15 protein-coding genes and 1 tRNA gene are annotated in these 11,453 nt (G+C 48.3%); 5 read left to right on the top strand and 11 right to left on the bottom strand.

Translation table 11 applies throughout. The features are described 5' to 3' along the window. The 6 genes from uvrC to B2X00_RS06910 all read right to left on the bottom strand — a co-directional run. The coding region (gene uvrC, locus B2X00_RS06885) for an excinuclease ABC subunit UvrC (RefSeq protein WP_290486660.1) at positions 1 to 1,205 on the bottom strand (1,205 nt) is incomplete at its 3' end. Beyond that, the gene (locus tag B2X00_RS06890) at positions 1,202 to 1,852 is read right to left on the bottom strand and encodes a LuxR C-terminal-related transcriptional regulator (RefSeq protein WP_290486662.1); all 651 of its coding nucleotides are present in this window, start codon (positions 1,850 to 1,852) and stop codon (positions 1,202 to 1,204) included. The genes B2X00_RS06890 and uvrC, both read right to left, overlap by 4 nt. A 152-nt stretch (positions 1,853 to 2,004) precedes the next feature. Further along, positions 2,005 to 2,595 carry a 3-methyladenine DNA glycosylase gene (locus B2X00_RS06895; RefSeq protein WP_290486664.1) on the bottom strand — a complete coding sequence of 197 codons (591 nt, stop codon included), beginning with the start codon at positions 2,593 to 2,595 and terminating at the stop codon, positions 2,005 to 2,007. Beyond that, positions 2,592 to 3,383, bottom strand: a complete 792-nt coding sequence (locus tag B2X00_RS06900) for an acyl-CoA thioesterase (RefSeq protein WP_290486666.1) — start codon at positions 3,381 to 3,383, stop codon at positions 2,592 to 2,594. The genes B2X00_RS06895 and B2X00_RS06900 overlap by 4 nt, the downstream gene beginning before the upstream one ends. A gap of 15 nt (positions 3,384 to 3,398) precedes the next feature. Next, positions 3,399 to 4,379: a DUF3667 domain-containing protein gene (locus B2X00_RS06905; protein WP_290486668.1), complete on the bottom strand. Its 981-nt coding sequence runs from the start codon at positions 4,377 to 4,379 to the stop codon at positions 3,399 to 3,401. A 111-nt stretch (positions 4,380 to 4,490) separates the two neighbouring features. Next, positions 4,491 to 4,582, bottom strand: a tRNA-Ser gene (locus tag B2X00_RS06910). A 291-nt stretch (positions 4,583 to 4,873) separates the two neighbouring features. On the opposite strand from B2X00_RS06910, the gene B2X00_RS06915 reads away from it, so the two are divergent. The 5 genes from B2X00_RS06915 (at position 4,874) to B2X00_RS06935 (ending at position 6,858) form a co-directional block, all read left to right on the top strand. Further along, positions 4,874 to 5,542: a Bax inhibitor-1/YccA family protein gene (locus B2X00_RS06915; protein WP_006955940.1), complete on the top strand. Its 669-nt coding sequence runs from the start codon at positions 4,874 to 4,876 to the stop codon at positions 5,540 to 5,542. A gap of 75 nt (positions 5,543 to 5,617) precedes the next feature. Beyond that, on the top strand, positions 5,618 to 5,956 hold the full coding sequence (locus tag B2X00_RS06920; protein WP_290486677.1) for a DsrE/DsrF/TusD sulfur relay family protein: 339 nt from the start codon (positions 5,618 to 5,620) through the stop codon (positions 5,954 to 5,956). Continuing rightward, on the top strand, positions 5,953 to 6,267 hold the full coding sequence (locus B2X00_RS06925) for a hypothetical protein (protein ID WP_290486679.1): 315 nt from the start codon (positions 5,953 to 5,955) through the stop codon (positions 6,265 to 6,267). Before B2X00_RS06920 ends, B2X00_RS06925 begins: the two co-directional genes overlap by 4 nt. Continuing rightward, positions 6,258 to 6,527: a hypothetical protein gene (locus tag B2X00_RS06930; protein WP_290486681.1), complete on the top strand. Its 270-nt coding sequence runs from the start codon at positions 6,258 to 6,260 to the stop codon at positions 6,525 to 6,527. The genes B2X00_RS06925 and B2X00_RS06930 overlap by 10 nt, the downstream gene beginning before the upstream one ends. A 1-nt stretch (position 6,528) precedes the next feature. Further along, positions 6,529 to 6,858: a TusE/DsrC/DsvC family sulfur relay protein gene (locus tag B2X00_RS06935; RefSeq protein WP_006955944.1), complete on the top strand. Its 330-nt coding sequence runs from the start codon at positions 6,529 to 6,531 to the stop codon at positions 6,856 to 6,858. Positions 6,859 to 6,862: 4 nt separating this feature from the next. On the opposite strand, the gene serS is transcribed toward B2X00_RS06935, so the two are convergent. The 5 genes from serS to B2X00_RS06960 form a co-directional block, all read right to left on the bottom strand. Further along, positions 6,863 to 8,155, bottom strand: coding sequence for a serine--tRNA ligase (gene serS, locus B2X00_RS06940; protein WP_006955945.1), 1,293 nt, complete (start codon positions 8,153 to 8,155; stop codon positions 6,863 to 6,865). Between the two features lie 16 nt (positions 8,156 to 8,171). After that, a complete protein-coding gene (crcB, locus tag B2X00_RS06945) occupies positions 8,172 to 8,564 on the bottom strand; it encodes a fluoride efflux transporter CrcB (RefSeq protein ID WP_290486683.1) in 393 nt (130 codons plus the stop codon). Further along, entirely contained in the window at positions 8,551 to 9,906 is a 1,356-nt protein-coding gene (locus B2X00_RS06950) for a replication-associated recombination protein A (protein WP_290486685.1), read from the bottom strand. Before B2X00_RS06950 ends, crcB begins: the two co-directional genes overlap by 14 nt. After that, the gene (gene lolA, locus B2X00_RS06955) at positions 9,893 to 10,507 is read right to left on the bottom strand and encodes an outer membrane lipoprotein chaperone LolA (RefSeq protein ID WP_290486687.1); all 615 of its coding nucleotides are present in this window, start codon (positions 10,505 to 10,507) and stop codon (positions 9,893 to 9,895) included. The genes B2X00_RS06950 and lolA overlap by 14 nt, the downstream gene beginning before the upstream one ends. Position 10,508: 1 nt before the next feature. Continuing rightward, on the bottom strand, positions 10,509 to 11,453 hold a 945-nt coding region (locus tag B2X00_RS06960; protein WP_290486688.1), incomplete at its 5' end, for a DNA translocase FtsK.

An 11,453-nucleotide genomic window follows, 5' to 3' on the forward strand; every position in this document is an offset into this window, starting at 1 on the left:
TGACTGATATCAAAACATTCCATGCGCTGAATCGGAATCCCGAGTTCAAGCACTTGCTGAAGCGCCGATGTTCGACGATTCATGGTGCTTTGTTGATTCAGTTTACCTTCCAACGCATTAACGGCGTTTTTCTTAGCGAGCTGCTGGTATTGCTTGCGCTCTCCGCGGACGTTATGAAGTAAACGCACTTTACGACCGACGGCTTCACCGAGTACCTCACCTAGCACAGGATCGTGTTTGATCTCATCGGGTAGCACAATTTCGGCAGGGGTTTTACGCCCAGAGCTTTGATTTAGGTAGAACTGCAATAAGAAGGCTTGAAGGACTTCTTCATCCGATGTATCCGCCGGTACTTTAGGAAAATAACTGCGGCTACCTTGTAAGTGATTATCACGGATAAACAGCATTTGTACGGTGGTTACACCATTACCGCGTGCAAAGCCGATAACGTCAAGCTCTTCTTGCGCACCGGTCACTGAGTTGCGTTCTTGTGCACGGCGTAACATGGCGATTTGATCGCGATAGCGTGCGGCACGCTCAAAATCGAGCGATTCGCTGGCGTTTTCCATGCGCGTTACAAGCTGATCAATGACCTGTTGGTTCTTGCCGTTAAGAAACTGCCGTGCGAGTTGCACTTGCTCATCGTACTCCTCATCCGTGCAGACGTTCACGCATGGCGCTAAGCACCTCTTCAGCTGATACTGCAAACACGGACGGCTGCGGGCTCGGTAATAGGCATCCTCACACTGACGAATAGGAAACAACTTTTGCATGAGTCGCAGACTCTCCCGCACCGCGGCTCCGTTAGGAAACGGACCAAAATACTCACCCTTTTGGCGCCGCGCACCGCGATGAAAACCTAATCGCGGATGCGTATGATCGGTCATAATAATGTAGGGATAGGACTTATCGTCGCGTAGTAAGACGTTGTAACGCGGGCGATATTTTTTGATATAGGTATTCTCAAGAATAAGCGCTTCGGCTTCGGTATTGGTGACCGTGACATCCATGTCGGCAATTTGCTTAACTAAGACTTGAGTCTTCACGCGATCGACTTTCTCGCGGAAGTAGCTCGACACGCGTTTTCTCAAGTCTTTTGCCTTGCCGACATAGATGACATCGCCTGACTCATCATACATGCGATAAACGCCAGGCTGATGAGTCAGGTGTCTCAGAAAGTTTTCTGCATCAAATTGGTTGCTCATACACCTTCAAATTCTAATAGTTCAACGAGTCCCGCTCGTAATGCTAGATGGGACAATTGTACATCACTATTAATATTAAGCTTTGCAAAAATTCGATACCTAAATGTATTGATCGTTTTACTGCTGATGCACAAATGCTCCGCGATTTCACTTACGCGCACACCGCGACCGATCATTTGCATCACTTGAAGTTCTCGGTCGCTTAGCTGCTCAACAATATTACGTCGTTTATCGCCATACGGGTTTTTAGCTAAGTATTCGGCAATCGGTGCCGCCACAAATACAGAGCCCTGACGTAAAGACGATATGGCAGTAACAAGCTCTTGACTGCTGCCCGACTCGAGCAAGTAGCCGTCGACCTCTTGAACGCCGCACTGAAAGTCCAATACGTCCTGATAGCGTTTACCCCAGACAATGAGTTTGATGTCTTCGTGGCGGCGTTTTAGTCGACGCCAGTTTTCGACCGTCGCATCACCTGCTAAGGAGCAGCCTAACACCACGATTGAATCGGGGTGTTCATTCACTGCTAAGCGCAACTGTGGCATAGACTCCACGGTTTCGACTTCATCAGAAAAGTTTTGTTCGACTACGGTGCGCATCCCTGCGCTAACAATAGGGTTGTTGATTGCTAAAATAATTTTGGCCATTTTTGCATAATTCCTCTCAACAATTGATTGAACGTGGGTTTTGCTGATTAAAGCGAGAGTAAATTTGAGCAAAAATGGCAATTTATCAAGTTAAAAATCGAACATTTTGTTAACTAAACTCAGTCGATTTTCTATAAAGTCTCGATTTGAAGTTAAATCCGTTTCTGATCGAGTAATTGCCACAAATAGCAGGCTAGATAGGACCTGTAGGGTGTCGCTCGCTCGGGAATAATGATGACGTCGCGCTCTTTCAGCAACGCGATAGCTTTTCGTAGTGAGCTATCCTGAATAGGAAAAAGATCCTCATGAGCAAAGTGAAACATCGCCAAAATCGATGCCGACCAAGGGCCTACGCCCTTTATTTGCTGAACTTCGCGTAAGAGATCATCACAATCCAATAGTGGCCACTGCTGCATTTTTTCGCGCGATTGTTGCCAATAGGCTTCAATCGCACCCACTGCGATCGCTTTATTACGACTTAACCCACATTCTAATAAGTCATCGTAACTTAATTGTGCAATTCGCACGCCCTGCTCAGCCGCGCGTGCCTCAACCCGCGAAATAATGGTTTTTGATGCCTGCAAACTCAACATTTGCCGCATCACAATACGAGGCAATGCCTCGATCGGTGCCATGTCTGAAGGAGTTAACGCTTCAACATGGTCCTGCTCAAGCAGGACCAGTTCAAATCCTGGCTGGGTTGATAACAGGTGTTGCTTAACGTCGTTGGCTTTTTCACTCATGCAAACACCGTAAAGGTTTGGCGGCTAATCGCAAACAGTTCACCCTGCTCATCCCATAACCCAGCACGGCTATGCCCGTAGCCATCGGCTGCATATTCAATCGTTGCCAAGTAACGCCACCACGCAGTAGTCTGCTTTTCTGATAACCGCTTATCAGGAAACTCTATAGTCCAGGTTAATGATGACGCCGGTGCGGGCTTTTTCAAGCGGGGTAATACAGCCGGCGGCCATGCATCCACTAAACCCAGAACTGCCGCAATGGTCATTTCGTGTTGCTCGTTTCTAAACCGTACCCAGCCGCCGAACTCACGTTCGACTTGACCGCTAAACGGCATACCGCCACGCAAAATACGATAATCAAAATGTTTAGCAAACTCAGGCGTTACGGGTGAATCAGGGATCCCCATGCCTTGTTCTGGTGCGGCAAACTCTGGCGCGGGCTCTTGGCCTTCAAATACAGCAGATTCACGTGCTTTACCTAAACTCGCCAGTGCAAATAAGGTCACTTCACCATTTTGAATAATCTGTACACTCACTTGCACGACCGACGACCCTTGACGCAAAACGTTGAGCGCAAGCTCCGCTTTGCCAGGTGCCGTCGGAGCGACAAAAGACACGTTAAATGCGCGCATGTGATAAGCCGCATCAAATTGCTTAAGAATAAAGTCAGCGGCTATACCGGCGCTAAATCCACCAAAAAATGCGCGCCCTTGCGCCCATCCTTCAGGTAACTCAATAGTTTGTTGATGTTTATCTTTTACAATTTGCGCTAGGGTTTCAAAAAACATATAAACCTCGTTAGGTTAACTACTCAGCAAGCCCAGCACGACGAGTGCTAAGAAAGCGCCTGCTATTAAAAAGGCATAAATAAATGAGCAAATGAAAAACTTAAAGAGTGTCATGGGCCATGACTGCTGATAAAACAGTTTCTGAGTGAACAGCAGGTACGCCACCATCCACATCAATAAGATATTCTCGGCGTAACTGGCAAGCTCATCTATCCATGGATAGTCGAAAAGTGTACTCAACCAAGTCGCACTGGAATCCGTAATTGTCAGCATCATAAACGACAACAACAAAAAGGCATGGGTGTGCAAGGCAACAGCCAGGTGCTCAATGTAGTAATGCTTACTGAAGGGGTAACATAGCTTAAGCAATAGCGCCCAGAACGGGAGCATGAGCAACATCGCCTGAGGTGCGTTCCCCACTAGCCGCTCAATAAATGCGTCAGGATTCTGTTGCATTAACTTAAGCTTTTGCTCAAGCAGCTTTTCATCCTCGGCATCTAATAGCGGAAAGTCTTTTAAATCGAGGTTGAGCGTTGCCGGTTCTTCATCTGGTGGTGTTACTGTTACGTCCGAAGCCGGTTCGTTTTGTGTCGCCAAAAGTGCGTCAGCTTTATCAATCTGCTGTTTAATTTCCGCTTGTTGCTCTGGCGATAGGTCTTGATTGACTTGTGGTGTAAAGTCAATCAACGCTCGCATTACCATGAACGAAATAAGCGACATAAAGAAATACATACGCAACGGGGGTACGTACGACGCGTGCCGTCCTCGAACAAATTCAAGTGATAAAAAGCCTGGACGCATAAATAAGCCGCTGAGCGTTCGGTAAAACCGAGAGTCCCAATGACCCAATTCGCCCATTAAGTCACCGACAACGGCAAATATACTGCGTAAGTAGCGTTTATCCTGCTGACCACAACGATGGCAATACTCACCTTGAAGGGGGGTATCACAGTTTTTGCATAAAATGTGGGTCGCGGGTGGTTGGCTCGCTTCCATGAGGCGCACTCCATCTCTTATTATTGCCTCAGTATATTCAGCAACGCAGGTGAAGTACAATAGTAGGCTAAAACGAAAAAAGCCCGCTCGATGAGCGGGCTTTTCGAAATTTGGCGGAGAGGGAGGGATTCGAACCCCCGGTGGGTGTGAACCCACGCCTGATTTCAAGTCAGGTGCATTCAACCGAGCTCTGCCACCTCTCCGTTGTCTCTGGGGCTTTCCCCTTAAGACGAGGCGAATATTAAAGACCTTCGCGGCGCTTGTAAAGTAAAAATTTAAATAAAGTCGTCAAATGCGGTTCGTTTGGCGATGATTTAATCAAAACGATCACTTTTCGAGCTAACTCGCGGCAATAAACCGAATTTCCTACCTAATAAACTACTTTAAAGGTAGTATCAGTACCCATATACTAAGGATATACAAGCATCATTTATAAAGAAACTTTTTAAAAATTTTTGAGTCTTAAAAACTAGCGTTAATCAACGGAGAAAACTATGAACGATCGTAGTCAGATGTATGTCGGTCAGCAGCAGGTTGCCGGCTCAGTGAATAAGGTGTTACGTAACACCTATGCACTGCTTGCCATGACACTTGCTTTTAGTGCTGTGACGGCAACAATCAGCACCATGATGAATTTGCCCTACCCTGGCTTTTTCATCACTTTGATCCTTTATGTTGGTTTGCTGTTTGGTATTCATAAAACCAAAGACAGCGCCATGGGTATTGTTTTGACCTTCGCCCTGACGGGATTCTTGGGTTATACCTTAGGTCCACTACTTAACATGGCGCTACAAATGCCTGGTGGTGGCGAGATGGTTGCAACCGCATTAGGTGGCACCGCATTAACGTTCTTTGCAACATCAGGTTATGTACTGAGTACCAAGAAGGACATGTCTAAGCTCGGCGGTTTAATTACTGCGGGTATCATCATGGTAGTTGTAGCGATGCTCGCTAACTTCTTCTTCCAGATGCCTGCGTTACAATTAGCACTGTCGGCTATCATGATTCCATTGATGGCGATGTTGATTATGTATCAAACCAGTGAAATTATTCACGGTGGTGAGCGTAACTACATCCTAGCCACGGTGACCTTATACGTTTCGCTTTATAACTTGTTCGTTAACTTGCTAACATTATTAATGGCATTTAACGGCGACGACTAAGCATACACGATAGCGTGTTTAACTGAGCCCCGCCTTCTGCGGGGCTTTTTTTTACAGATAGGTAAATTACGAACAATGAACCTGACGCTCATTATTAAAGCAGACATACACGCCGATGCACGGCATCGAGCGGCACTGCGGTTTGCCGAACAGGCACTTGAGGATGGTTATACACTGACTGGCGTATTCTTTTACGCAGATGCAGTGCAACTCGCCAGTGCCGCGGCGGTTAATAACCCATACAGCCAACACTGGTGTACGCTGGCAGGACAGCATCAATTTGGCTTAGTGGTATGCCATACCGCCGCTGAACGTCAAGGTATCGAGCAGTTCAGCGATTACTTTGAACCTGCGGGTCTCACTCAGTTGGTGAGCTGGATGAACGCGGCAGACAAAGTGGTGACCTTATCATGAGTAAAAACTATGCCATTATTCAATTAAGCCCAGAGCTTGAATGCGCGCGTTCAGCGCTCGACCTCGTGTTATCACTCGCCAGCTTAGATCAGTCGGTGCAACTCATTATGCTGGATGACGCCTGGCAATCGTTACAATCTGAGCTTGCTAAGCGCTACGGTATGTTAGAACTACTCGATGCTGAACCTATTTTAATCGCGAGCGATTCTGAACCCGAACTCGACAACGATGACATTGAATTCGAGTGGACTGCCAAGCGCGATTTAAATGCCTTACTGGTTAATTATGCGGAGGTGATTACATGCAACTAAACTCCACGCATTGGCTCCAGACGCGCCCACTCACCAGTTGGCTTGAGCACCAGTACGCATTACTCACTGAGCATACCGCGATCCTCTTGACCGCCGATTCTGCAAAGGACTTACCCTCGACGTGTCCGGCTGCTTTGCAATCGTGTAAAATAGTCATCCCCGAGCATGAAATGCGCACAGCCCCTGCCGATTGGGTCGAGGTGATTAGTGATGCCCAATGGGTGGAGCTTATAACGCATACGCAACATTGGATTTGGTAGTATGATTGAATTTAACGGTAAGCAGTACGAAACCGACAAACACAACTATTTAGCTCACCTTGACGATTGGAGCGAGCCGCTCGCTCTGCATTTTGCTGAGCTTGAGAATATCGAGATGACGCCTGCTCATTGGGAAGTGGTGCATTTTGTGCAGGATTTTTATCGCGAATATGACACCAGCCCGGCCATGCGTGTGCTGGTAAAAGCGATGAAGAAGAAACTCGGCGAAGAAAAAGCAAACAGCCGATATCTCTACCGGCTGTTTCCTAAAGGGCCTGCTAAGCAGGCAACACGTATTGCGGGCTTACCCAAACCCGCGAAGTGTATTTAACAGATTACGCCTCAATGCGCTCGATACCACCCATGTACGGGCGTAATACTTCTGGAATCACAATTGAACCATCGGCTTGCTGATAGTTCTCGAGTAATGCTACTAATGTACGCCCTACTGCCAGACCTGAGCCATTTAACGTGTGCAATAACTCGGGCTTTTTCGCGCCTTTACGACGGAAACGTGCTTGCATACGACGCGCCTGGAAATCACCCATGTTTGAGCATGAGCTAATCTCACGATAGGTATTTTGCGCCGGTAACCAGACTTCGAGATCGTAGGTTTTAGTTGCACCAAAGCCCATATCTCCAGTGCACAACAACACTTTACGGTACGCTAAACCAAGCTTTTGTAAGATGGTTTCAGCGTGCTGGGTGAGCTGCTCAAGCGCATCCATTGACTGCTCTGGGTGCGCGAGCCAAACCAACTCTACTTTATCAAACTGATGCTGACGAATCAGACCGCGCGTATCACGACCGTGCGAACCGGCTTCACTGCGGAAGCATGGTGTATGCGCGGTTAATTTAACGGGCAATTCAGCTTCATCGAAAATCTCATCACGCGCTAAATTAGTGAGTGGCACTTCAGCGGTCGGAATCAATGACAGTGGGATCTGCTCTTCTGTCTCACCCTGAATATGGAATAGGTCTTTACCAAATTTAGGTAACTGCCCCGTGCCATAAAGGCTGTCATGGTTTACTAAGTAAGGTACGTAGGTTTCAGCGTAACCATGGGCTTCTGTATGCGTATCCAACATGAACTGGGTCAATGCACGGTGCAGACGCGCGATCTTGCCACGCATCACCACAAACCGCGCACCAGTTAATTTGGCTGCGGCTTCAAAATCCATGCCTTTTGCCAAGGCTTCAGCCAATTCAACATGATCTTTGGGTTCAAAATCCAGTTGCGGAGGCTCACCCCACACGCTGATTTCTTGATTTTCCGATTCATCTTTACCCTCAGGCACGCCTTCAGCTGGCAAGTTGGGCACACCCATAATCAACGCGCCGAGTTTGTCTTGTACTTCACGCAGCTCTTCCTTTGCTGCATCAAGCTGTGAGCCTAAATCACTCACCGCGTCTAATAACGGCTGGATATCCTCACCCGCCTGCTTTGCCTTACCAATCGCTTTCGAGCGACTGTTACGCTCAGCCTGCAACTGCTCAGTTTTTACTTGGATCGATTTGCGCTGTTCTTCGAGTGCTTGAATCTCATCGATGTTCAGCTCAAAGCCGCGTGTTTTTAAACGCTCAGCGGTTTGTTGCAGTTCCTCGCGGAAATATTTTGCATCTAGCATGGATATCCTACTTCACTTAATTCGGTTTAATGATAAAGAAATTATACAACGCCATGGCTGCCGCGACACCTAACACGCAGAGCCCCACGTTAAGTATGATATTTATTGAGGCTCGCCCCCACTCACCTTGAGTCGCCAACTGCACCACTTCGACCGAGAACGTGGAGAACGTTGTGAAAGCTCCGAGCAAGCCAACGCCGACAAATAACCGCACGGACTCTGAGAGTCCTTGATGTTGTACATGTGCGTATACAGCGCCTAATAAAAAAGAACCTATTATGTTAACGATCAACGTCGCAAAAGGGAACCGCCAACCGGTGCTTAACATCAATAAAGCCACGCCGTGCCGCGCACTTGCGCCAATCGCACCACCCGCGGCGACCATTAACCATTGACTAAGGCTTGTCATCAGACTTTCCTCGTTGCCATTCGCTACGTTCGTCTTGTTGACGAAGCCAGAGCAGTTTGTCTTTAATTTTTATTTCTAAACCACGCGGTTCAGGCTGATAGAAGTATGCGTCTGCGAGCGCATCCGGTAAGTAGCGCTCTCCTGCCACATAGGCATTAGGATAATTATGAGCATAACGGTAATCTTCACCGTAGCCTTGCTCTTTATGAATCTTGGTCGGTGCATTACGCAAATGGTTCGGCACCTCAGCCGTTGGGTGAGCTTTTGCGGCCGCGACCGCAGCTTTAAACGCATTGTAAACGGCGTTACTTTTCGCAGCACTCGCACAATACACTACCGCTTGTGCAATCGCCCGTTCGCCCTCTGCGGGACCGACACGGTGAAACGTATCCCATGCATTTAAGGCAATCTGTAATGCACGCGGGTCGGCATTACCAATGTCTTCCGATGCAATGGCGAGTAGTCTTCTTGCGACAATCAAAGGGTCACCGCCCCCGACAAGAATACGTGCATACCAATACAGTGCGCCGTCGGGTGATGACCCACGCACTGACTTATGAAATGCCGATAAGATATCGTAAAAATGATCACCTTTGTTATCAAAGGCCGCTTGCTGCTCGCCGACTGCGTGCAAGAGTAATTCAGTGTTAAGCTCAGCCTCGCCTTCGGATAAATAATCCGCTGCAACTTCAAGATAGTTGAGCATGCGGCGTGCATCACCGCCCGCTAAGTCCAGCAGCCTGTCTTCCGCTTCTGGGGTGAGCCTGATGTGACGCGCGCCTAGACCGCGCTCAGGATCTTGCAAGGTGCGCTGTAAAAGCGCTCGCAAATCTTCAGCCTTGATAGATTCAAGACGATACACGCGGGCGCGTGACAATAGTGCATTGTTGAGCTCAAAACCGGGATTTTCAGTCGTTGCGCCAACAAAGATCACCGTGCCATCTTCGATAAAAGGTAGGAAAGCATCTTGTTGGCTTTTATTAAACCGATGTACCTCATCGACAAACAGTAAGGTGCGGCGACCTTGTTGCTTAGCGCGCTGCTTAGCTTCATCAATGGCTTGACGAATCTCTTTTACACCTGAGGTAATTGCACTTAGGCGTGATACGGTCGCATCGGCGGAGGTCGCCATGAGTTCTGCCAGGGTGGTTTTGCCTGTTCCGGGCGGCCCCCACAAAATCATTGAGTGCAAACGTCCTTGCGCGACCGCTTGCCACAGGGGTTTACCTTCGGCAAGTAGATGTGTTTGACCTACATACTCGTCCAGCGACTGCGCACGCATTCGCGCAGCCAGTGGCCTAAAGTCATGTTCTTCTTCAAACGCCAGTTCACCGTTGGTCATCGACCTCGACGCCTTCAGGGATATCAAATTGGAATAGGTCGGTCGGCAAGCTTTCGTTCATTACCACATCAGTGAGTGCGATAGTGGTGGTATCCCCTTGCTTTTGTTTAAGCACGATACGAGTCAACTTATCTCCGGTGAAGCTCAAGTTTAGCTCGCTACCGGTATTCTCGTTCACCACTTCAAACGCGCCCTCTGCACCGTCGTAAGTCACGTCAAACTGCTGCCAACGCTCTTTTGAGCCTTCCATCAACAATAACAATGGACTGTTTTCAACTGCATTACTCTGGGCATAAACAGTGACTTGCTCAACAAACGGGTTGTAGTACCAAACCGATTCACCATCTGCGATAAGTAAGGTGTCATCGGGTGGATTACTACGCCAACGCAACATCGCAGGTCGTTGCAACGCCAGTTCACCGGTGAGGCTTTGTAATACCTCACCACTACTGCCTGTGACCGTTTGTTCAAAGCTGGCTTGCACACTCTCGAGTTGCTGCATTTTATCTTGCAACTGCTGTTTGGCTTGTTCTGTTGCCCAACTTAAGGGGCTCATTACCACACTCGCGATAAGCGCCAGTGCGATTCCATACTGCTTCATATTAATCCCTCGGTGGTCTCGGTGCGAGTACATCACGCTGACCATTATTGCCAGCACTACTTACGACACCCGACATTTCCATTTGTTCGACGATACGCGCCGCGCGGTTATAACCAATTCTGAATTTACGTTGTACACTCGACACAGAAACACGCTGGGTCTCGGTCACGAAGGCAACCGCCTCATCATATAAAGGATCCGATTCAGCCTCGTCCATTTCTTGTTGCTCACCCGGTAATAACGCGTCTTCGCCTTGATCACCCGAAAGGATTTCCTCGAGGTAATTCGGTTTACCGCGTTTCTTCCAATCGGCAACCACCGCGTGTACTTCGTGGTCATCAACAAAGGCGCCGTGCACACGAACGGGTGAACCGCTGCCCGGAGGCAAATACAACATATCACCCTGGCCTAATAGCTGCTCCGCGCCCGGTTGATCGAGAATAGTGCGTGAGTCGACTTTTGACGATACTTGGAACGCAATACGCGTAGGAATATTGGCTTTAATCAAACCGGTAATAACATCCACCGATGGCCGCTGCGTTGCCAAAATTAAATGAATACCTGCCGCACGCGCTTTCTGCGCAATGCGCGCGATCAGTTCTTCGACTTTTTTACCGACAATCATCATCATATCGGCAAATTCATCGATGACTACGACGATATTAGGCAGTTTTTCGAGCTCAGGCGGCATTTCATCCATCGAATCACCCGGCTTCCAAATAGGATCTTTGAGCGGTTCACCCGCTTCTTTAGCAGCCACGACTTTGGCGTTGTAGCCTTTAAGGTTTCGCACACCTAATGCTGACATAAGTTTATAACGGCGTTCCATTTCGCCGACACACCAACGCAACGCATTGGCAGCATCCTTCATATCTGTGACCACTTCAGTCAATAGGTGTGGAATCCCCTCATACACTGAAAGCTCAAGCATTTTCGGGTCAATCAT

The sequence above is a fragment of the Idiomarina sp. UBA3162 genome, assembly GCF_002364475.1.
Taxonomy (GTDB): domain Bacteria; phylum Pseudomonadota; class Gammaproteobacteria; order Enterobacterales; family Alteromonadaceae; genus Idiomarina.